The 21,964-nt window shown below is 61.4% G+C and carries 20 protein-coding genes; 9 read left to right on the top strand and 11 right to left on the bottom strand.

The annotated features are described in order from the left end of the window. Positions 1–13: 13 nt before the first annotated feature. Together IGS61_RS00565 and IGS61_RS00560 are read right to left on the bottom strand one after the other, a co-directional pair. A complete protein-coding gene (locus IGS61_RS00565) occupies positions 14–1,039 on the bottom strand; it encodes an AraC family transcriptional regulator (RefSeq protein WP_230537548.1) in 1,026 nt (341 codons plus the stop codon). Next, a complete protein-coding gene (locus IGS61_RS00560; RefSeq protein ID WP_230537547.1) occupies positions 1,039–1,935 on the bottom strand; it encodes a GGDEF domain-containing protein in 897 nt (298 codons plus the stop codon). Before IGS61_RS00560 ends, IGS61_RS00565 begins: the two co-directional genes overlap by 1 nt. A gap of 314 nt (positions 1,936–2,249) precedes the next feature. On the opposite strand from IGS61_RS00560, the gene IGS61_RS00555 reads away from it, so the two are divergent. Beyond that, the gene (locus tag IGS61_RS00555; RefSeq protein ID WP_230537546.1) at positions 2,250–4,778 is read left to right on the top strand and encodes a TonB-dependent receptor; all 2,529 of its coding nucleotides are present in this window, start codon (positions 2,250–2,252) and stop codon (positions 4,776–4,778) included. Between the two features lie 17 nt (positions 4,779–4,795). Further along, the gene (locus tag IGS61_RS00550; RefSeq protein ID WP_230537545.1) at positions 4,796–6,655 is read left to right on the top strand and encodes a phytase; all 1,860 of its coding nucleotides are present in this window, start codon (positions 4,796–4,798) and stop codon (positions 6,653–6,655) included. Between the two features lie 82 nt (positions 6,656–6,737). On the opposite strand, the gene IGS61_RS00545 is transcribed toward IGS61_RS00550, so the two are convergent. The 3 genes from IGS61_RS00545 to IGS61_RS00535 form a co-directional block, all read right to left on the bottom strand. Continuing rightward, positions 6,738–7,151, bottom strand: a complete 414-nt coding sequence (locus IGS61_RS00545) for a hypothetical protein (RefSeq protein WP_230537544.1) — start codon at positions 7,149–7,151, stop codon at positions 6,738–6,740. A 401-nt stretch (positions 7,152–7,552) separates the two neighbouring features. After that, entirely contained in the window at positions 7,553–9,247 is a 1,695-nt protein-coding gene (locus IGS61_RS00540; protein ID WP_230537543.1) for an AIPR family protein, read from the bottom strand. Positions 9,248–9,395: 148 nt separating this feature from the next. Continuing rightward, the gene (locus tag IGS61_RS00535; RefSeq protein WP_268993710.1) at positions 9,396–9,590 is read right to left on the bottom strand and encodes a KTSC domain-containing protein; all 195 of its coding nucleotides are present in this window, start codon (positions 9,588–9,590) and stop codon (positions 9,396–9,398) included. A gap of 232 nt (positions 9,591–9,822) precedes the next feature. On the opposite strand from IGS61_RS00535, the gene IGS61_RS00530 reads away from it, so the two are divergent. After that, positions 9,823–10,701 carry an EamA family transporter gene (locus IGS61_RS00530; protein ID WP_230537542.1) on the top strand — a complete coding sequence of 293 codons (879 nt, stop codon included), beginning with the start codon at positions 9,823–9,825 and terminating at the stop codon, positions 10,699–10,701. Between the two features lie 228 nt (positions 10,702–10,929). Further along, complete coding sequence (locus IGS61_RS00525; RefSeq protein WP_076568476.1) at positions 10,930–11,265, top strand: c-type cytochrome; 336 nt, start codon at positions 10,930–10,932, stop codon at positions 11,263–11,265. Positions 11,266–11,337: 72 nt separating this feature from the next. On the opposite strand, the gene IGS61_RS00520 is transcribed toward IGS61_RS00525, so the two are convergent. Further along, on the bottom strand, positions 11,338–11,688 hold the full coding sequence (locus IGS61_RS00520; RefSeq protein WP_230537541.1) for a hypothetical protein: 351 nt from the start codon (positions 11,686–11,688) through the stop codon (positions 11,338–11,340). 9 nt (positions 11,689–11,697) lie between these two features. After that, entirely contained in the window at positions 11,698–11,961 is a 264-nt protein-coding gene (locus IGS61_RS00515) for a DUF378 domain-containing protein (protein ID WP_230537540.1), read from the bottom strand. Between the two features lie 319 nt (positions 11,962–12,280). On the opposite strand from IGS61_RS00515, the gene IGS61_RS00510 reads away from it, so the two are divergent. Next, entirely contained in the window at positions 12,281–13,669 is a 1,389-nt protein-coding gene (locus tag IGS61_RS00510; RefSeq protein WP_329958028.1) for a methyl-accepting chemotaxis protein, read from the top strand. Positions 13,670–13,690: 21 nt separating this feature from the next. Here IGS61_RS00510 and IGS61_RS00505 read toward each other — a convergent pair whose 3' ends face one another. The 3 genes from IGS61_RS00505 to IGS61_RS00495 are packed head-to-tail and all read right to left on the bottom strand — an operon-like array spanning position 13,691 to position 15,727. Continuing rightward, positions 13,691–14,215, bottom strand: coding sequence for a GNAT family N-acetyltransferase (locus IGS61_RS00505; protein ID WP_230537539.1), 525 nt, complete (start codon positions 14,213–14,215; stop codon positions 13,691–13,693). A 7-nt stretch (positions 14,216–14,222) separates the two neighbouring features. Continuing rightward, positions 14,223–14,795, bottom strand: a complete 573-nt coding sequence (locus IGS61_RS00500) for a helix-turn-helix domain-containing protein (protein WP_230537538.1) — start codon at positions 14,793–14,795, stop codon at positions 14,223–14,225. A gap of 32 nt (positions 14,796–14,827) precedes the next feature. After that, positions 14,828–15,727, bottom strand: a complete 900-nt coding sequence (locus IGS61_RS00495; RefSeq protein WP_230537537.1) for a LysR family transcriptional regulator — start codon at positions 15,725–15,727, stop codon at positions 14,828–14,830. A 107-nt stretch (positions 15,728–15,834) separates the two neighbouring features. Here IGS61_RS00495 and IGS61_RS00490 point away from each other — a divergent pair, with 107 nt between their 5' ends. Continuing rightward, a complete protein-coding gene (locus IGS61_RS00490; protein WP_230537536.1) occupies positions 15,835–16,917 on the top strand; it encodes a YeiH family protein in 1,083 nt (360 codons plus the stop codon). A 107-nt stretch (positions 16,918–17,024) separates the two neighbouring features. Continuing rightward, positions 17,025–17,666, top strand: coding sequence for a LysE family translocator (locus IGS61_RS00485; RefSeq protein WP_230537535.1), 642 nt, complete (start codon positions 17,025–17,027; stop codon positions 17,664–17,666). Here IGS61_RS00485 and IGS61_RS00480 read toward each other — a convergent pair whose 3' ends face one another. Then, positions 17,667–18,434: an alpha/beta fold hydrolase gene (locus IGS61_RS00480; RefSeq protein WP_230537534.1), complete on the bottom strand. Its 768-nt coding sequence runs from the start codon at positions 18,432–18,434 to the stop codon at positions 17,667–17,669. It abuts the gene before it with no gap. Positions 18,435–18,519: 85 nt separating this feature from the next. Between IGS61_RS00480 and IGS61_RS00475 the strand changes: the two genes are divergently transcribed. Both IGS61_RS00475 and IGS61_RS00470 read left to right on the top strand, forming a co-directional pair. After that, the gene (locus IGS61_RS00475; protein ID WP_230537533.1) at positions 18,520–19,287 is read left to right on the top strand and encodes an AraC family transcriptional regulator; all 768 of its coding nucleotides are present in this window, start codon (positions 18,520–18,522) and stop codon (positions 19,285–19,287) included. Positions 19,288–19,485: 198 nt separating this feature from the next. Continuing rightward, positions 19,486–21,960 carry a UvrD-helicase domain-containing protein gene (locus IGS61_RS00470; protein ID WP_230537532.1) on the top strand — a complete coding sequence of 825 codons (2,475 nt, stop codon included), beginning with the start codon at positions 19,486–19,488 and terminating at the stop codon, positions 21,958–21,960. Positions 21,961–21,964: the final 4 nt, after the last annotated feature.

Genomic DNA, 21,964 nt, shown 5'->3' with positions numbered 1-21,964 from the left:
GCAACGCCGGCGCTCATCCCGCCACGAACAATGCCAGCGCGTGGCGCAGCAGCTGCGGCGTTTGCCCCGTCCAGCGCTTGAACGAGCGGCGGAAGTTGGTGGCATCATGAAAGCCGAGGTAGGCGGCCACGGCGTCGTTGTCGTAGCCATGCGCCTGGAACAGGTAGATCGCCTTGTGCGCGCGCACCTGGTCCAGCTCGGCCTGGAAATGCGTGCCATGGCGCGCCAGATGGCGTTTCAGGGTGGCGGGACTGACGCCGAATTCCTGCGCCGTGCGCTCCAGCGTGGGCGCGCAGCGGATGTTCGCCAGCAGGTAGTCGTACAGCGCACCGAGCAGGCTGGCGGCAGGCACGGGCGCCTGCGCCGCCGTGCGCAAGGCCAGCGCGGCGGCCGTCGCATTGCCGCGCGGCCAGGGCTTGTCGAGCCAGCTGGAATCGATGAGCATGGCGTCCACCTGGCAATCGAAACGCAGCGCCTGGCCCAGGTGCACTTCATGCTGCTCCACGTGACGGGGCCGCGCGCGGTTGAAGCAGAAGCGCCACGGCAGCGCCTCTCCGGCCAGCCAGCGGCACATGGCCGCCAGCGCCGTCATGTGCATTTCCACCAGAAACGGCAGCTGGCTCGGCGCGCCGAACGCATCGACCCAGTACAGCACGTGCAGCTCGCCCGCTGCGCGCAAGCGCGGTTGCAGCAGCGGGCACAGCAAGGTATGAAAATCGCACAGGATGCTCAAGGCCTGGCGCAGATTCTGCGCCTGCAGCAAGGCATGGCTGGCCGCGCCGTAATGGCCGGGCAGCATTTGCTGGCCCAGCATGAAGCTGGTGTCGGCACTGTCGAGGCCGCGCGCCACGTTGGCCAGCAATTGCAGGTATTGCGCGGCGCTGACCTGGCTTTCCGCGGATGGCAGCGCGCCGCCGTCCAGGCCCGTGCCCTTGAGCAAGGGCGCCGTGGCCAGGTCGCGGCTGCGCGCATAGTCGAGCACCAGCGCCGGCTGGTGATGGGCCGCGATGCTGGGGTCGCCCTGCTGGTTCAGCGGCATCAGGCAGGCGCGGCGCTGGCCGAACGGGGCTGCGGCGTTTCCACAGCCCGGCTCAGCTCGGCCAGCACCACTTCCGGCACGCCTTCGGTGAGCGAGCAGGCATGCCGCAGGCTCAAGCGGATTTCGCGGTTGTCGTTGGCATGATGGCGCATCTGCCCCACCATGGCGCACAGGTGGCGCGCCCGCACGGCCGCATCCTCGCGCGACACGCCCGGCATCAGCACGGCAAAGCGGTCGCCCGCATAGCGGCACAGCAAATCGTCATTGCGCAAGTTCAACAGCAGCATGTGGCCCACGGCTTGCAGCACGCGGTCGCCTTCGCGGTGGCCGTATTCGCGGTTAATCAGGTGAAAGCTGTCGATGTCGAGCAAGACCAGCGCGCAATCGAGGCCGGGGCGGCGTTCCTGCTCCAGGCGCATCTGCGTGCGCAGGTAGCTGGCGTCGGCCAGCTGCGTGATGCGGTCGAAGGCACGGTGGTCGCGGAACAGGCGTTCGCGCTTTTGCAGGTGTTCGTTCAGGCGGAACTGTTCCTGGCGCCAGTAATACATGCCGATCGTCAGCACCAGCATGCCGAATGGAATCAGGGCTTCCAGCCAGTTATCCCACACGGCGCTCTTATCGACGGCAAAGAATTCATCGAGGCAATCGGCCCAGGAGCCCAGCATGATGGCGCACAGGCCGCCGGCGATCAGGCTCGTCACCAGCCCGCGGGGACGGCTGCTGAGGGTAAACAAAAACCAGATGCCCGCCATGACGGCCGTGCCGCCTTCGCAGACGATATCCATCCACTTCCAGACGGCAAACGGTTTAAGGTGCCCAAGTGTGGCATACAGGAAAAAGAACAGGGGCAATGCCAGCGCGGCGGCAATCAGACTGTTACGGTGCAACGGCAGCATGTGGGGAACCTTTAAAAGTGGTGCTGTCGCCACGATAGCGCCCGCCCATGACGGCACGATGACATGCCCCGCGCCCGTGCGGCAGGTGCAAACGGCTCAACATGCGCAACGCGGCGCAGGCAAATCCGGCAAGCCATTGCCCATGCGCCCTGCGCCGGCGGGTCATTTCAGCTCATGGCGGCCGCATTCCGGCCGCAAAGCGTTCACCAGCCGTTGTTTTCAGAGTGGCAAGCCGGCCCCTGTCACGCAACCGTCATATTTGCTGCCTAGAATCCGCCCGGTTCCTTCCCCCAACCGAGCCCTTCATGAAAACCATGCACACATCGTTCCCCTCCCCGCTGCGCCTGACGGCCCTGTCCCTGGCCCTCATGGCCGTCTTCAGCGGTCAAAGCCATGCGCAAGCGCAAGATGCGGATGGCCAGCCGGCCGCCACCGTGGTCGTCAGCGGCCAGCGCGCCAGCCTGCGCAACGCCATCGCCGCACAAGAGAAAGCCGACAACATCATCAGCGTCATCAGCAGCGACGATATCGGCGGCTTGCCCGATAAAAACGCGGCAGAGGCGCTGGCCCGCTTGCCGGGCGTGTCCGTGCAGCGCGACCAGGGCGAAGGCCGCTACATCACGGTGCGCGGCCTGGGGCCTGACCTGAACGCCGTCACCATCAACGGCGCCCTCGTGCCGTCGCCGGAAGCGGGCCGCCGCGCCGTGGCGCTGGACATCCTGCCTGCCGGCCTGATCCGCACGCTGGAAGTCTCGAAAACCTTGCTGCCGGAAATGGACGCCAATTCGCTGGGCGCCACGGTCGAAGTCAAATCGCTGTCCGCCTTCGACTTGCCGGGCAAGCTGCTGTCGGCCAACGTGGCCGCCAGCCACGATGAAAAGACGGGCAAGACCAGCCCCAGCGGCGGCGCCCTGTGGGCCCAGCGCTTTCTCGATGGCAAACTGGGCGTGGCCGCCGGCCTGAGCGCGGAAAAGCGCTCGTTCGGCTCCGATGACGTGGAAACGGGCGGCGCCTGGAGCAAGGGCAAATTGTCGGGCCTGGAACTGCGCGACTACCTGCCCGTGCGCAAGCGCGGCGCCCTGGCCGTCAACCTCGATTACCGTCCCGAAGCGGGCAACAGCTGGTTCTTGCGCTCTTTTGTAAGCGAATTTTCCGACGATGAAGTGCGCGACCGTTTGACCATCAGCAATATCACGGGCGGCAGCCTGGCCGAAGGCCAGACGGCCAGCGCGCGCGCCGAGCGCCGCATCCGCCAGCGCAAGTACACGCAGCAAGTGCGCTCGCTGGTGCTGGGCACGCAGCAGAAATCGGGCGACTGGACCCTGGACGTGAAAGGCGGCCTGAGCCGCGCCACGGAAGACACGCCCGAGTCCTTGAACGACGGCCGTTTCCGCGGCGTCAGCAACTTTAACGGCATCAGCTTCAATGGCACCGAGCAACCATTGCTGAGCGGCCCCGCCTCGCTGTACGATCCGGCCAGCTATGCACTGAACGCCATCACCCTGCAAAAGCGCTATTCGAAAGACAATGAACGCCATGCACGCATCGACCTGGCACGCAAGTTCGACATCGCCACCCTGAAATTCGGCGCGAAAGTCAGCCGCCGCGAAAAAACCAATGACACGGATCAATGGGCGTACAACAGCAGCAAGGCTTCCAGCGGCAATTACTGGGGCGCCGGCGCCACCTCGATGAGCGCCTTCGTGCAGGGCCACAATCTCGACTACGACCTGGGCAACATCGGCGTGGCGCTGGACCCTGCCCTGATACGCGCCAGGGTCGCCGGACTGGACCGAGACAAGGCGCGCCTGGCCACCGAGTCCATCATCAACGATTACCGCATGCATGAAGACATCAACGCCATGTATGTGCAAAACAGCTATGACTTCGACGCCTGGCACATCCTCGGCGGCGTGCGCGCCGAACGCACCAGTTTCGAAGCAAACGGTTCGCAAGTGGACAGCGCCGGCTTGGCCACGGCCTTGACGCGCGAACGTTCATACACCAACTGGCTGCCGAACCTGCAAGCCCGTTATGACGTGGATCAAAAAACCAGCGTGCGGGCCGCGTGGACGCAAGCCGTCGTGCGCGCCAATTTCAGCCAGCTGGCACCGGGCATCAGCCTGGCCAGCAACACGGAAGCCGTGATCGGCAATCCGGACTTGAAACCTTTGAAAGCCAACAACCTGGACCTGGGCATCGAGCGCGTGCTGGGCAACGACGGCGTGATGTCGGCGTATGGCTTCTACAAGGACATCAAGAATTTTACGTACACGACGAACCTGGCCGGCACGGGACAATGGACGGGCTACACGACGGCGACATCCTATGCGAACGGCGACGCGGCCAAAGTGAAAGGCATCGAACTGGCCTACATGCAGCCGCTGCGCATGCTGCCGGCGCCATTCAACAAGCTGCTCGTCGGCGTCAACGGCACCCTGAGCACGTCGAGCGCGCAGATCGGCCGCTACGACAAGGCCAGCAAGCAGCAGATGAACCGCGACATCCGCCTGCCGGGCCAGTCGAACCAGGTGATGAACTTGATGCTGGGCTATGAAACGGGGCCCGTCAGCGCCCGCCTGGCCCTCAACTACAAGTCGCCCTACCTGCTGGAAATGGGCAACGATATCCTCGACCCAAGCCAGGACCGTATCGTGGACAGCCAGAAACAGCTCGATTTCTCGCTGTCGTACCAGATCAACAAGCAGTTCCAGGTGACGTTCGAGGCAGCCAACCTGAACAACGAGAAATACTATGTCTACCAGGGCACGAAGCAATATAACGTGCAAAATGAACAATACGGCCGCACTTTCAAAGTGAGCCTGAAAGCCAGCGCCTTCTGATGATGATTCTCAATAACATGAAAAAAACCGTACTCTGCAGCGCTTTGCTGGCTGCCTTCTGCCTGGGCGCCAGCGCGCAGGCCGCCCCCGCCAACGCCTTGCCTGCCTTCACGCAGGAGGCGGAAGAACTGGCCCGCCTGCCCGGCGGCGGCTGGCTGGCTTTGGACAAGCACGGCTTGCGTCTGTTCAATGCGGCCGGCCAGGAGCAGGACCGTATCGCCGTGCGCGCCAAGCAGCTCGACACGCGCCTTGACGGAAATCAAGTGCTGGCCGTTTTCCTCGAAGCGGACACGCAGCGCCCGCTGCCCGTCTCCGTCGACGTGCAAGCCGGCAAGCTGGTCAAACTGGCGCCGTTTCCCGTGCCCACGTTTTCCGTGGAAGCATCGTGTTTGTACCGCGATGCGCAGCAGCTAGCTCATCTGTTCTTGATCGGCAAGGATGGCCAGGCGGAACAGTGGGTGATGCAGGGCGAGCAGCGCAGCCTGGTACGCAAACTGGCCCTGCCGCCGCACGCGAAACATTGCCGCGCCGACGATGGCGCCCGGCGCCTGCTGGTGAGCGAGTCCAACATGGGCGTGTGGGCGTATGACGCCGAGTCGGAAGGCATGGGCAAGCGCGAAGTGGTGGCGCTGCGCAAGCCGTACGGCCAGCTGGACGGCGGCGCCGGCGCCCTGGCCGTGCTGCCGGGCGGCGTGGCCGTGCTCGACGGCAAGGCGGACAAGCTGCACCTGTTTGCGCATGAAACCGGCAAATGGACGGCGCAGCCAGCCCAGGCCGTCGCCCTGAACGTGCGCAAGGGCGACAGCCAGCTGGCGCTGGACAAGGAGTCGCTGCTGCTGCGCGGCAAGAACGGTTGGCAGGCGCGGCCCTTGAAATGGGCAGGCAAAGCGGAAACGCAGCCTGCGGTGGCCATCATCGCCCCGCAGGCGCAGACGGAACCGATGGCGCGCCAGGGCGACGCGGCCGACGACCCGGCCATCTGGCTGTCCAGCAACCGGGCCGACTCTCGCATCCTCGGCACCAACAAGAAGCAGGGCTTACTGGTCTACGACCTGCACGGTAAACAGACGCAGCTGCTGGAAGTGGGCCGGCTGAACAACGTCGACGTGCGCCAGAACATCCAGTTGGGCGGCCGCAAGGTCGACCTGGCCGTGGCCACGCAGCGCGACGACAACAGCATGATGTTGTTCACGATCAATGCCAGCGGCGAGGTGGCGGAAGCAGGCCGTTTCCCTACCGGCCTGAAAAGCATCTACGGCATGTGCTTGTACCAGCCAGCGGCCGGCGGCGTGCAGGCGTTCATCAACGACAAGGACGGCACTTTCCAGCAGTACAGCATCGGTCTGGAAGACAACAAGTTCAGCGCCTCTCTGTTGCGCAGCTTCAAGGTCGCGACGCAACCGGAAGGCTGCGTGGCCGACGACGCCAACGCCCGCCTGTTCCTGGGCGAGGAAACGCGCGGCATCTGGACCACCTCGGCCGACGCCGCCAAGCCAGACGCGCTGTCCATGATCTTGCCCGTGGGCGCAAACCTGGCGGCCGACGTGGAAGGCATGGCCATCTACCGCAAGCCCGGCGGCGCGCCCAATACGGGCTACCTGATCGTCTCCAGCCAGGGCGACAGCAGCTACGTCGTGCTCGACGCGCAAGCGCCATACAAGGTGCGCGGCCGCTTCAAGGTGGGCTTCAACTTGCCCGCCGGCATAGACGGCACCTCGGAAACGGATGGCCTCGACGTCACCTCCGCCAACCTGGGCGGCGCCTATGCACAAGGCATGCTGGTGATCCAGGACGGCTACAAGCGCCTGCCGGACGGCCCGCAGAACTTCAAGTATGTGGCGTGGGGGGATGTGGCGAAGGCGTTGAAGCTGGAATAATCAGACTGGAGCGGGGCCGGCCCCGCCGGGGGAATGCGCACCAATGGGGCGCATTCCCATCCCGAGGAGCCCGGCCCCGATACTATCTGCGCGGCATATCGATATGAAATGGCAGGCGCTTGCCGCACAAGTCCACCATGCCCGACATGGCTAGTCGATCCGCCGACAATTCAATGATGTTGACAGCCGACACGTCACTATATTCCATCATATAGATACCCGATTCCTCCGCCTCGGGATGCATATCCAGCATCCCGATCGCCAGCGCTCCTCCCTGCCCTTCCGGTATGCGCAAGCCGTGCAGGAAAAACGCCGGCGGATACAGCGCCCACGACCACTCCGCATCATCGGGCTCGGTCAAGCGCATGAACACATCGTCATCCCCATGGATATCGATATTGAGCTCCAGCATGCCGCTGCCATGCGCTTCCAGACTAATACTTGATTTCGCTACATCCACTTCAAAATTGGTGTTGCCGATACTGAAAACAGTCATTCAATACTTCTCCTGAGTTACAAGCAAATATACGGCGCGATAAACAGCAAGAAATGCAGGATTGCCCTGTCTTCACCATATTCATTCAACTATTGTCAATGCGCACAGAAATGATATTAAACTTTACCATCTTTAATAATATCAATGAATGCAAGAAAGGGCCGTTTACTCCGCAAAACAGGTAAAACTTGTAACGTCCGCTTCCGCCTGCGGATTCAATCGGTAGCTCGCATCAGGCATCTACAGGAACGAGTTCAAAGTCGAATCGATGTCGATTCGACCTTACCGGTCATAGGTTTAAACGGAGCTGCTCCGGCAAGATAGGCTCCATTTACCGTCCATTACTGCTAAGTACTTCACCAAAACGCCTGAAATGGCCAAATCCATGCAATCGGCATGGACTACAGGACGGCCTGAATTTCTGATATTGGTGCCGCCAACAGTGTCTCAGCGAAGGCCGAAGCTTTGGCTACTTGATCGGTTCCGCCGGCTTCCTCAAACATCGCCTTCACCTTCAACGTGACCTCCGTGAGCTCGTCGGTGTTGATAACAAGTTGCGCCATACCATTCAGTTTGGCCGCGATGTCAGACTTGGTTCCGGTGATGGCAATCGCATACACCATTGCGACATAATATTTGATGTTAGCGCTGGTCTTCCGATCAATTTCCAGATCTTTCATGTTGCGTTCAACGGTCCGCATGACTTGGATAACCTTGAGATAAACATCAATTGGCATGTCAAGGCTGAAAATCCGCTTATATTCGATATCGGAGTTCAGAAGGGTCGACGGCCGTGCGCGCGCTTGATCAGGTTTTTGCAGAATGATTGCCATCATCGCTTGCGCCATATATGGAATGCTGATGATCTGCGAGATCGACATACCCTTGTTCTTATAATAGTTCTTCTTGCGATCATAGTAAAAGCCGTTCGACTTTAGAAAATCCTCGATGTTGCGGTGAATTTCATCCGAGCTGCGGAGCGAAGCCGGTGGAATCGCCGTTTGGCTGTTTGTGGCGCGGATAATCCGGTCCCGCGCGGGCTCGTCTTTCTCGCAAATGATACGGACCAAGACGGTACGCTTGTCTGCCAAATCCTCGCTCGACTCCGAGAAATGTTGGTAGATTTCGTGGGATGTTTGCAGGCCATTGACGATCTGCGGATCTTCAATTGTGAGCTGTTTGCCAGCCAGCACCGCCTTTGGGGTAATAATAGTGACGCCGTTGTTGAGATACCAAAAATCCTCAGAGTGGGCGTTTTGCAATGTTTGGCGAATACCTGTGTTGACGATGACGCTTCCTTGATAGTCTCGCACGTTCGACTCGAACAGGCTGCGGGCGAGAGCTCCGGCGTCGGAGATGAATTTGAAGTAACTTTTCAAGTCGACTAGGCAAATATAGCTGCCACCAGCAGTCCCGATCGGCGATTCGGCCACTTCAAGAGCGCGCGACGTTGTTGGGATATCACGGGTCAACTCCAAGAGACGAGAGGCACCTACAAACTCGAATGAAAACTCTGAGTTGCTGAACATCGACGAAATCACGTCGCGCAGCTTATCCACTTTACCCTCAACATTGGGATGCGTCGAAACCCCTTGCGTGACATAAAAGTATCGGATGACCAGTTTTGGAAAAGTCTTAGCGAGCATGCCGTAGCCCTTTCGAAACAACTCAACCTTTTCGCGGATGTCTTTATTGTAGCGCGCCGCGAAGTCGTCAGTCGCGTTGGCCAAGTTGAAAAGGTCCTCGGCGGACTCGCGAAATTTGACTACCGCGTCCTCCTTGAAGGTCGGCGAGGTCTTCGACTGAATGATCACGAGTTCAATCGTGTTTTTCTTTTGCGTCGCATTGATGGGCGTGTCCTCTTTAAGAAGCTCGCCGTTTATGAAGGTGTATATTGAGTCAATTCCGCCGTCGCCGCCATTACCCACGATTCCATACTCGATATCGTCGTAAGAAAGATCTTGATTTTTAAGTAATTCTGTGGCTGCGTAAATCTCAAAATATTCTGAAATTGACGACCCATCTTGGCTTTCTTCCCAGCGCTCCTTGATGATTTGTTCAAGAATAATCTGGTCATTAGTTTTCTTTTCCATCATGGTCCGCGAAATAGGTTAAGCGTATGGGCGCCCCCGTAACACATTAATGTGCGCCAGATAGCAGGCGCGACTCTTTAGTTACACGATTACAATCGAGCGCGAAAGTCCGCTTGTGGCCGATTTCCGACTCTTTTAGGTTAAGTGCCGATTAGCATTGGTATCGGTCTTTGATGTGCTCATTATAGTAAATACCCTTGGAGTAGGCACGCATGAACGCAGCATGCACATTCGGAGGTACTCGGCAAAAATCATAACTATGCCCTTGCTGGAATTGGATACGCATGCGAGCTGTTTGCTCGTCGTAAGCAATCGCAACAATGGCGTTGGAATTTACTCGAACCATTTGCATGGCAACTCCCGAAAGTGTTAAGACTCAAAATGGTAAAGGCTGTTCGATTAGGAGCGGCTACTTCTGACCATTAGTAAACGATTCCACAACTGTAGCGCATTTTGCAACATGATATCGAAAAAGAAGCCGCGATGCGCCAGTCATGTCAGCAACTACCTCGTTAAATCTCCTCGGCTTACCAATCTGCCAGCGACTGGCGGCCTGTTGCGTATTAAAATGGCGCCCCATGACCTCCCCCGCCTCGACCTCCCCCCTCTCCGACAGCATCCTGCTCCCTTCCCTGGCCGTCCTGGGAGGGCAGATATCCGTCAATCTGGGGGCGGCGATAGCGAAAAACCTGTTTCCCGTCATCGGGGTCGAGGGGATTACGGCGTACCGGGTGGGGTTTTCGGCGCTGATACTGCTGGCGATATTCCGGCCCTGGCGCTACCGGCTGACGCGCAAGGATGTACTGAACTTGCTGGTCTACGGTTCCGTGCTGGGGCTGATGAACTTGCTAATTTACCGGGCGTTTGCGTTGATACCGATCGGTATCGCGGTCGCCATCGAGGTGACGGGGCCGCTGGCCGTGGCCATGCTGTCGTCGCGGCGGCCGCGCGATTTGCTGGCCGTCGCGTGCGCCGTGTTTGGCTTGTATTTACTGTTGCCGCTGCAAGGCAGTCCGGGCAGCCTGGACCCTGTCGGCGTGGCCTACGCGCTGGGCGCGGCGCTGTGCTGGGCCCTGTACATCATCTTCGGCAAGCGCGCCTCGACCTTGCAGGGCGGGCAAGCCGTGGCCTGGGGCATGACGGTGGCGGCCATGGTGACGGTGCCCATCGGCATCACTTACTCGGGCACGGCCTTGCTGGCGCCGTCGATTGCCTTGATGGGCCTGGCCATTGCCATGCTGTCCAGCGCCCTGCCGTACTCTCTGGAAATCTTTGCCTTGCGCCGCTTGCCACAAGGGGTGTTCGGCATGTTCAGCAGCGCGGCGCCCGCCGTCAGCGCGCTGGCCGCCATGGCCGTGCTGGGAGAACTGCTGAGCCTGACCCAGTGGCTGGCCATCGCCTGCATCGTGTTTGCGTCGGCCATGGCAGCGCTCGGCGCACAGGGCGGCAAGCGCTAGCGGTATCGAGCCTGTCCCACTGTGCTGACTGCGCCGCGCCCGCGCTTGGCCGCCTGGCATGGTTGCATCACATGGTTGCATTACTGACGGGCAGGTTTGGATGCCCGCCTGTAAAATGCGTCATTGCTTGCCATATTGCACACTTCCGCCTCACCGATGACATCCACATTTCTTTTTCGCTGGTTCTCCCCTCTTGCCGCTGCAGCCCTGCTGCTGGCGCCCGCCGCCATGGTAAATGCAGCAGCTCCCGCCGCCTTGAAAGGCAATGCCGAAGCGGGCAAGGCCGCGTTTCGCAAGTGCGCCTCCTGTCACCAGGTGGGGCCTTCGGCGCGCGGCGGCTTCGGCCCCAAGCTGACGGGGGTGATCGGCCGCAAGGCTGGCGCCACCACCGACTATAAATACTCGGCAGCCATGAAGAACGCGAATATCGTCTGGACCGAGCAAAACCTGGCCAGCTTCCTGCAAGCACCGAGCGACTTCATTCCTGGAAACAACATGCGCTTCTGGGGCATCGGCAATGCGCAGCAAGTGGCCGATCTGCTGGCCTACCTGCGCACGCAGTAATCGCGTGAAATAAGCGCATGTAACCAGCGCGCATGCATGCACGCGCACACGGCATCAAGTCCTGACGCCAGATCAAGCTCCCAGCGCCTGCAGCACGCCCTTGCGCTTCTTGTGCGCCGCCTCATAGTCGCGCAGGCGACGCAACTGGGAGGCGGAAAGACCGCCCAGCTTGTCGCGGATCTGCGCCACCGTCAAATGCTGGTAGCCGGCAATGGGCAGGTCTGACGCCGGTGCATCCAAGGCTGGACTGCTGGTATTTTCCCGCTCGTGCGCCGTCCGGGTTTCCCCCGCCTGTGCCCTCTGCTTGTTCACGATGCGGGCCGCAACCTCGTCCTCGCGGCCGGGATAGCGACCCTCCTGCCTGAACTCCTTTTCCAGCTTCCTGAATTCGCGCTCGCGCTTGGGACTGGCACCGACAGGCATTTGCTTCCCCTAGGGCTTGGCCGGCAGCTTGCGCACGCACAGATAGATGGAATACAGCGCCGCCAGCCCCACCAGCACGTACACGCCGCGCGACGCCGTCGACATGGCGCCCAGGATGCGGGCCACGATATCGACATCGAACAAGCCCACCAGCGCCCAGTTCAAGCCGCCCACGATCAGCAGGATCATCGAGATCCAGTCGACCACGTTCAGGCGCTTGGCCGTCATTTCCTGTTTTGCCGCACCGTCCGATCCTGCCTGGATATTCGCCATCTCAACCTCCCTTGGATAAGAAGAATGACCCGCCGCCGGGTCTGTACAAGGAACAGTGTAGGCGCGGCACCGGCACGCGCCAGTCGGACGATGCCGGGTATGGGAGTAGGAGGAGTCTGTAATAAGACCGGTGATTTTATCTGGCAACAAACCATGCTGCTGTTGCTAAACAGGCAGGGACTCATTCCAATATGGAAATATTTATAGATTACTTAGTACCGCACTGCTACACTCATTTCACCCCAGCAACTTCAGGGGCAAGCGCCGCGCCCTGCCGCCGCAGGGGACACGGCCACCACGGGACAACAGCTGAGGGCACATGAATATTTCAAACATACGCATCGGTGTACGCCTGACCACAGGCTTTTTGCTCACTTCGCTTTTACTGGCCGTGGTCGTCGGCATCAGCACCTGGCAGTTGTCGACCGTGAGCGGGGAAATCGACAGCAGCGTGAACCAGCGCTATGCCCGCATCGCCCAATTGCAAGCCACGCGCAACAGCACGCAAGCGCCATCCGCCCTGCGCGACCTCGATCAGCAGATCGCCACGCAGTCGGCCCTGATGCGCTCGACGGCCGAGGCGGCCATGGCGCGCGCCCACGATACGAGCATGCTGATCATCGCGCTGGGCCTGGTCGGAGGCGTGCTGAGCCTGGCGACGGCCTGGTTCATCAGCAGCGGCATCGTGCGCCCCTTGCGGCACGCCGTCAAGGTGGCGCGCAAGGTGGCGGGCGGCGACTTGAGCGAGCATATCCGCGTCGATTCCAGCGATGAAGTGGGGCAATTGCTGCAAGCGCTGAAAGACATGAATGCGAGTTTGATCAATATCGTGGGCGAGGTGCGCGGCGGCACGCACGAGATCGCGGGCGCCTCGGGCGAGATTGCGGCCGGCAACCTGGACCTGTCGCAGCGCTCGCAGGCGCAAGCCAGCTCACTGGAACGCACGGCCGCCTCGATGGAAACGCTGACGGGCACCGTCAAGCAAAATGCCGATAACGCACGGCAAGCCAATCAGCTGGCGCAATCGGCCGCCGACGTGGCCGGCAAAGGGGGCACGGTGGTAGCGCAAGTCATCGATACCATGAGCTCGATCAATGCGTCGTCGAAAAAGATCGTTGACATCATTGGCGTCATCGACGCCATCGCCTTCCAGACAAATATCCTGGCCCTGAACGCTGCCGTGGAAGCGGCACGGGCCGGGGAACAGGGGCGAGGTTTTGCCGTCGTGGCCGCGGAAGTGCGCACCCTGGCGCAACGCTCGGCCGGCGCGGCGCGGGAAATCAAGCAATTGATCGGCGACTCCGTCGAACGGGTCGACGCGGGCGCGCGCCTGGTCGATACGGCAGGCGCCACCATGCGCGACATCGTGGCCAGCGTACACCGCGTCACGGACATCATGGGCGAAATCAGCATGGCCAGCGGCGAGCAATTGTCCGGCATCGAACAAGTCAATGCCGCCATCGTGCAGATGGAACAAGTGACGCAGCAAAACGCGGCCCTGGTGGAACAGGCATCGACGGCGGCAGCGAGCATGCAGCAGCGCGCCACCCTGCTGTCGGGCACGGTTGGCATCTTCAAGCTGAGCCGTGACCAGCTTCCCGCCCAGGCGGCGCACGGCATCAGCCTGGTGGCCGTTCAGGCTACCCAGGCGGTCACCGCGCCTGCAAACCGGCCTGCCGCAAGCGTTAGAGCGCGGCTGAAAGCCTGAGTTCCCCGCCTGAGTTCCCCGCTACAGCTGCTTGTACATGATGGTGGTGGCGTCCAGCCGGCCGCCAGCCGGCGCCAGCGCATAGCCGGGGATGCTGCCAGCCACCACATAGCCGAGCGACAGGTACAGCGGTTCCGCATGGTCGCTGCTGCGCGTATCCAGGGTCAGCAGGCTGCGCGGCAGCTGCCGCGCCTGTTCTTCCAGCGCCCCCATCAGTTGGCGGGCGATGCCATGGCGCCGGTAAGCGGGCGCGACCAGCAGCTTGCGCACTTCGGCCCGGTGCGCCTGGTTGGGATTGGTATCCCAGTCCAGCTGCACGGCGCCCGCCACCTTCCCTTCCACCTCGGCCACCAGCAACAGGCGCACGCCGCGCGTGACGGCCGGCAAGACGTTTTCCGTCCAGAACGCCTGGCTGGCTGCCACGTCAAACGGCAAGATGAAACCGATGCTGGCGCCGTCGTGCACGCACGCCTGCAGCAAGGCGCCCAGTTCCGGCAGGCGTTCGAGAATATCGGCGGATGAAAAATGGCGTAGCGATGCGGGCATGGCGACCTCAGACGAGAAAGAGAAAATAGCGGGCGCCGCTGTCGGCGGGCGTCGTAAATGCGCTGGCGCCATGCAACTGGTAGCGCAGGCAATCGCCGGGCATCAAATCGCGGGAGCGGCCATCGACCGTCACGTTGAGCTTGCCCTCTTGCAGCAGCAGATGATGTTCCATGCCGGGCCGGGGCGATGCCGCATAGCTGATCGTCACGCCAGCGCCGAGCTCGCATTCGAGCGCTTCGCCAGCCAGCGCGCGCGACGGCGGCGAGACGGAACGGCGGATGAAGCCGGTGTCCGGGTCCGTCCACACGTTTTGCTCAGCCCGCCGCAGCAGGGGCGGAAAATCGTCCTCGACCATGCGCAGCAAGCGCGACATGGCCAAGCCATACGCGGCGCACAGCTTGCCCAGCACGGCTGTCGTGGGGCTGACTTCGCCATTTTCCAGGCGCGACAGGGTGGCGCGGCTGACCTGGCTGGCACTGGCCAGCTGGTCCAGCGACCAGCCCCGCTCCACGCGCAACTGTTTTAATCGCGCCGCCAGACGCTGTTCCGTATCGTTCTCTGCGAGTGTCGAATTTTCCATATAAGGGAATTTATTCCATATATGAAAAAACGTCAAGCCATGCGCGAGGCGTGGCGGCACAGCTCCAAAAATCCCGTCAAGCGGGGCGAGAGGATTTTCTTCGATTGGCGGATCAGGTAAAAATTGCGCTCCAGGGGCGGCAGCATGGTGTCCAGCTCTACCAGTTGCCCGCTGGCCAGCAGATCGGCCACCACCACCCGCGACAGGCAGGCGATGCCGAGGCCGGCCGCCGCGCCATACTTGATCGCTTCCGAGTTGCTGAACTCGCCCGCGGCGCGCAGATAGTGCAGATACGGCACCAAGGCTTGCTCCACGGCTTCGCGCGTGCCCGAACCCGCCTCGCGCAGCAGCCAGCCCGCCTGGTTCAGCTCCGGAAAGCTGAGCAGATGCCGCACTTGCGCCAGCGGGTGCGTGGGCGCGGCCACGATCAGCATCTGGTCCGTCAGCCACGGCTCGACCAGCAAGCCCGGCTCATGGCACGGCCCTTCGATCAGGCCGATATCGACACGGAACTCCGCCACGGCGGCAGCGATGTCGGCCGTGTTGGCAATCGTCACCTGCGGAATGCTGCGCCCGTACTGCTGCGCCGCCTGGGCCAGGATCTGCGGCAATAAATAAATGCCGATCGTCGTGCTGGCGCCGATTTGCAGGCTGACGGGCACGGACGGGTCGGCGCCCGCAAACTGGCGCTCGATGCTGGCGGCCCCGTCGCGCATCTGCCGCGCCTGCGGCAGCAGCAGGCGGCCATTGTCGTTGAGCAACAATCGCTTGCCGACCCGGTCGAACAGTTGCGCGCCCAACAAGGTTTCCAGCTCGTTCAGGGCGGCGCTGGTGGCCGATTGCGACAACGCAATCTGCTCGCCAGCCGCGCTGGTACTGCCCGTGTCCGCCACGGCCAGGAAAATCTGCAGTTGCCGTAACGTTAGCGCCATCTCATATACTCACTTAATAGGTTAAACATACAAAAACAATCCGTTTTACCATTTAATCGACGAACTGTACAGTCATGCCATACGAACCAAGAACCATGGAGTACGGCATGTCTTCCCTCTCTACAAGCAACACAACAAGTTTCAGCGACCGCTATGGCCGCCTCCTGCCGGGCCTGCTGCTGAGCGGCGTGATCGCCTGGGGCGCCATTGCGCTGGGCAAGCTGGAATGGATGCAAAGCCACGGCATGAGCGCCCTGACCCTGGCCATCATGCTGGGCATCGTGCTGGGCAACAGCGTGTATGGCAGCCTGGCGCCCACCTGCGGCGCGGGCGTGGCCTTTTCCAAGCAGACATTATTGCGCCTGGGCATCATCCTCTACGGCTTCCGTTTGACCTTCCAGGATATCGGGCAAGTGGGCCTGGCCGGCATCGCCATCGATGCGCTGGTGCTGGCGTCCACGTTCGGCCTGGCCATGTTTCTCGGCACCAAGGTGTTCAAGCTGGAACGCAACAGCGCTATTCTGATCGGCGCGGGCAGTTCGATTTGCGGCGCGGCGGCCGTGATGGCGACGGAACCCGTCGTCAAGGGGCGCAGCGAAGATGTCACCGTGGCCGTCTCCACCGTCGTGGTGTTCGGCACCATTGCCATCTTTTTGTACCCCGCGCTGTACCAGCTGAACCTGGGCTGGCAGGTGCTGGGCGCCACGCCCACGGCGTTTGGCGTGTACATCGGCTCGACCGTGCATGAGGTGGCGCAAGTGGTGGCGGCCGGCAAGTCGATCGGACAAGAGGCGGCGAATGCGGCCGTGATCGCCAAGATGGTGCGCGTGATGATGCTGGCCCCGTTCCTCGTCATCCTGTCGGCCGTGCTGGCGCGCGGCAAGGCCCAAGGTGGTAACGGCGGCCACGACAAGGCGGCCAAACTGGCGATTCCCTGGTTCGCCTTCATTTTTATTGCCGTGGTGGCCTTCAATTCGCTGGGTTGGCTGTCGGCCCCGGTAGTGGCCGCCATCACCGACATCGACACGGCCCTCCTGGCCATGGCCATGGCGGCCCTGGGCTTGACGACGCATATGTCGGCCATCCGCCGCGCCGGCATCAAGCCCCTGCTGCTGGCCGGCCTGCTGTTCTGCTGGCTGATCGCCGGCGGCGCCGCCATCAACCATGTGGTCGCCAGCCTGCTTGCCTGACGCCGGGCCTGATACAGGCCGGGGCCGCTGACGCGGGAGCCGAAAACTTCGTACAATACAGGTGTTTTGACTCCCCAATCCGGCTTCGGCCCCACCCAGGAACACCCATGCACCTCTCGAACTGGCTGCTTTTCTGCAGCGTCGCCCTGCTCGTCACGTTTTCTCCCGGCCCGGCCGTCTTGCTGGCCATCTCGAATGCCATCGCCGTCGGCCCGCGCCGCGCGATGATCAGCAGCATGGGCAATGGCTTTGGCTTGTTCATCATTTCCGGCGTGGCCATGGCCGGCATGGGTGTCGTGCTGGCAACCTCGGCCACGGCCTTCATGCTGCTGAAACTGGCTGGCGCCCTGTATCTGGTGTTCCTGGGCATCAAGCAATGGCGCAGCAAGGCCAGCATCGTGGCGGAAGCCCCCGTGGTGCAAGGGGCTGCGAATCCAAATTCTTTCTGGAAACTCTTCCGCCAGGGCTTGACGGTGGCGCTGACCAATCCCAAGGCCATCCTGTTCTTTTCGGCCCTGTTCCCGCAATTCATCACGCCGGGCGAACCGGTGGCCATCCAGTTCACCGTGCTGACGACCTCGTTTGTCGCCTGCGCCATGCTGGCCCACTTGTTCTACGCCAACCTGGCGCGCCTGCTGAAAACCCAGCTGGCCACGCCGGGCCGCGCCAGGCTGTTCAACCGTATCTGCGGCGGCGCCTTCGTGCTGCTGGGCCTGAGCCTGCTGCGCCTGCGCGCCAAGACGGCGTAACTAGTCGTTTTCCGCCAGGAACGCCTCGATGCTGGCCGCCAGGGCCAGCGGCGTTTCATTCATCGGATAGTGTCCCGCATTGCCCAGCACTTCCAGCCGGGCTTGCGGGTACCACGCCAGATACGTGCGGCGCATCAAGTCCGCATCAAAACGGGGATCGTGTTCGCCCACCAGCGCCAGCAAGGGCAGGTTCGGCGCCGCGCCGATCACTTCGCCGCTGAAATCCGTCCCGCTCCACGCGAGAAAATAGGCGGCGAACGCGGCCGGATCCGAACTTTCCCACGAATATTGCGCCTTCCAGTCCAGCCAGGCGGCCGGCAAGCGCCCGCCCGTGCTGCGGTCGATGATGGCGCGCCGCGCCTGCTGGTTGCCGCTGGCGTCGAGAAACAGCGCGCGCGCCGGCGCATCCATGGCCACGCCGCAACTAGGCACGGGCGCCACGGCCACCAGTTTGCGCAAGCGCAAGGGCGCCAGCAAGGCCAGCCGTTCCAGCGCCATGCCGCCCATGGAGTGACCGACCACGCTGAAGGTGGCAAAGCCGAGCGCATCGGCCAAGGCCAGCGCGTCGCAGGCGACTTCATCCATTGAATACTCGCCCGCCGCGCCGCGCATGCCGCCATAGCCGCGATTGTCCATGAAAACGTAGCTGAAGGCGCCGCCGTCGAGGGCCGCTTCCATCGGAGCGAACGCGTGCGCGTCGCCAAACCAGCCGTGCAGGACGATGACGGCGTGGGGACCATGGCCCACGCGATGATAGCTATTGTGCATGTTCACTCCTGAAAAAGAGTGGATCGTAAGGGGAAACAGGACGGCCCGCCTTCGATAGCAGGTCAAATACTGTAGAGTATGGGCCATGGATGATTTTTATACGGAAGTGCCGCGAACACTGATCGCCACCGCGCGCGACTATGCCCCAGGCGAACAGTTCCCCAGCCACAGCCATGCGCGCGGGCAATTCGCCTATGCGGCGCGCGGCGTCATCAGTGTGCATACGCCGCAAGGCAACTGGCTGGTGCCGCCGCAACGGGCTTGCTGGGTGCCGGCCGGACTCGTCCACGGCATGCGCATGCATGGCGCCGTGACCATGCACAACGTGTTTATCGCCCCGGACGCCATCGCCAGGATGGGCTTGCCACCGGATTGCCAGGTGCTCGATGTCACGCCGCTGCTGCGCCAGTTGCTGGCCGAAGCGGTGACGGTGGAGGCCTTGTATGTGGAACAATCGCGCGCCGGACGATTGATGGCCTTGCTGCTCGACGAGATCGCCGCCATGGCCCCCCTGCCCCTGAGCGCGCCCCTGCCCCAGAACGCCAGGCTGGCGCGGCTGTGCATGGAATTGTTGCGGCAACCTAGCCTGGACAGCGGCCTGGACGCGATGGCCGCGCAGGCAGGCATGAGCCGGCGCACCTTTACGCGGCAGTTCCGCGCCCAGACGGGGCTGGCCTTTGCCCAATGGCGCCAGCAAGCATGCCTGCTGGCCGCCATCACGCGGCTGGCCGACGGGCAAGCCGTCACCCGGGTCGCGCTCGATCTCGGCTATGCCAGCCCCAGCGCCTTCACGGCCGCCTTCCGCCGCGTGCTGGGCCGGGCGCCCAGCGACTACCTGGGCTGGACGGCATGAAGGCCACGACCGCACGCAGAAAATTTCTGCATAGCTGAGCTGAACTCGCTGTCCCGGAGAGGGACTAAGCAACATGGTAAGCAAGAAAGCTTCCATTGCTGCATCAACAAATCATGAAAATAGACACATATATTTCCGAAAAGTAATATTCGTGGGCTTTTATCCTATGCTCCCGGCATATTTCCACCAGCGCCCAGCATGAACATACTCAATGAAATACTGGAATTCCTGGGCCTGATGACTATCGGGCATCACAGCACCTTATTAACACAGGAGCAGAGAAGCATTGAACGCGCGCATGGCACAGCTTTGGCCGAAGGCAAGGCCGTGGCTTATCAGGATGGCTTTGAAGCAGGACGAGCGCATGAAGCTGACGTGCAAGCGGCAACGCTGGCGGCAGAGAAAGAACGCCAGGCGGAATGCCAACGCCAGGCCGAGGAGGCGCGCAAGAACTGGCTGGTGAGTGGCATGCCCCTCGGATTTACACCGTGTATCAGCGGTGAATTCAAGACGGCGGTGACTGCGCGCTTCCCCCATCCACCCACAGCAGACCAGTGGAAGATGATCCTGGCTGATGACCCCGCCACCTACGTCATTGCCGGTGCTGGCTCGGGCAAATCCACATCGCTGGTCTTGCGCGTGATCGCGCTCAACCTTTACCTGGGCATAGACCGCAACCAGCTCTCCGTGTTCACCTTCACCAAGGCGTCTCGCTTCGATTTCATCGAAAAGCTACAGGCGAGCTTGTCAAAATGGCACGTCCAATTATCGGAACAGGAGGCAAAGCGCATGGTGCGCACCTTTCATTCCATGGTGCTGACGATGGCACGCGAAAGCATGCCTGTACGCCCCAAAGTGCTTGAGTTGCTGGATCGGGAGAAAAAGGGCGAAGTCGACGCACTCGACGTTGAAAACATGCTGGAGCTGACAGAATCGGACGACCTGCAAGACGAGAGCGACAATGAGGATGCCTTCCCGGCTATGCTGAGCGAGGAGCCGGACGACACGCCAACGCTGGACGACTTGCTCGACATCGCCTACGAGCGGGCCTTCAATCAAGATCAAGTTTTTTACGCTATGGCGATCCAGCTTTACAAACTCAGCCTGACCCAGGCTCGCCAAGCGACCGATGCCAAGACGCACAGCAACATCAAGTGGATCAACGATATCGATCAGAGGATGACAGCCGCCCTTGAACACGCCTGGCGCCACGACATCGCCCCCGGCATCTGGCCGCTGGACGGTATCGATGCCGGTCTCGCCGCCATCGACGTGTCGCCGCAGGCGAACAAACCCTTCTGGGTGAATGGCTACGTGCCGCAAATCGGCGCCCACATTATTCTGGGCGGGGCCGAATTTTATGCCAAGGCAAGCTCCAACAGCATTCCGTCGGCCACCGCGATCTACACCAAACGCAAGGTGCTGGCGGGTATCAGCGACAAGCCCTTGCTTTGGATTGATACGCTTGAGCAATTACAGGAGCTGAGAATCCAGCTGGGCTGGCTGGCCGCCCATGCGGAAAAGCGCGCCGACAAACTCACGTTCAAGATGATCGCACCAGGTGATTTCAAGAAAAAGCCGATCACCAAATGTTTTCATGGCATGGCGCAGTTTGTGGAAAATCTGGGCTTGCCGGTAGCTGCTACGCTCTCCAGCGCCATCGCCAGCCCGCAAAACAAGCTTGGCGGCGATGCCGTGTTCATGCAGGCCACGGCGCGTTTCTGGCCCTATTTCGAAGCCGTGCTGAAGGAGCGCGGCATCTGCACATTCAATCAGCTCTTTGCGCACTACTCCGAAGATCATCCAGAAAATTTTGCTGCGGTGCCACTGCACGTGCTCGGCACCATGCGGCATCTGATGGTGGATGAGTTCCAAGATGTATCACCACAGATCGTCAAATGGATTAGAGGTTGCCAACGAGAACTAGTCAGGCGTGACATGGCGGGCTCCCTCACCTGCGTCGGTGACGACTGGCAATCCATATATGGCTGGCGTGGCAGTTCGCCGGACTTCTTCGTCCAGTTCAAACAGCACTTCCCTGCGGCCAAGCATGGCAAAGTCATCTTGAAGGAGAATTTCCGCAGCAGCGACTATCTGATCCGCTGCGCCGAGTCGGTGCTGGTCGGCGTGCCTGGCATGGAACCGAAAACCTGCGTGGCCGAGGGAAAATGGGCCGATGCCAACCTTCCGGTACAGATTCATGGCGTGAAAGGCGAGCTGCCACTTGAGGCAATCCGGCTATATATCGGTATGGAAGTTGCGCGCACCGAAGCCTGCGAGGAACGCCCCATGCTCGTATTATCACGCGAGAAAAGACATCTCGAAAAGCTCAAAAGGGTATCACGCCGCGATTGGGGCAAGGCAGTCAAGTTCATGACCTTCCATGGCGCCAAGGGATTGGAAGCACAATCCATCGTACTGCTCGGCGATTGCCATTACACGGGTTCCACGCCATCGAAAAATTTCTTGTACCAAAAAGCAGGCCTGGGCAGCTATGACGATGCGCAGCGAGCGGAAGCGCGCCGACTCGCCTATGTCGGCATCACGCGGGCCATGGAAAAGTGCCGTTGGTTCGCCGTCAGGAAAGACAATGGCGCGATCGCCAGCCTGCCGGCTTCCGGTCCCTATGTCACGTTCGCCACTATCGATGCCAAGCCGCCGAACACAGCCTGAACGC

It is taken from the genome of Janthinobacterium sp. FW305-129 (assembly GCF_020858115.1).
GTDB lineage: Bacteria > Pseudomonadota > Gammaproteobacteria > Burkholderiales > Burkholderiaceae_D > Janthinobacterium.
Note: the sequence above shows the minus strand (reverse complement) of the source record. Positions and strands in the feature narration are given on the sequence as shown.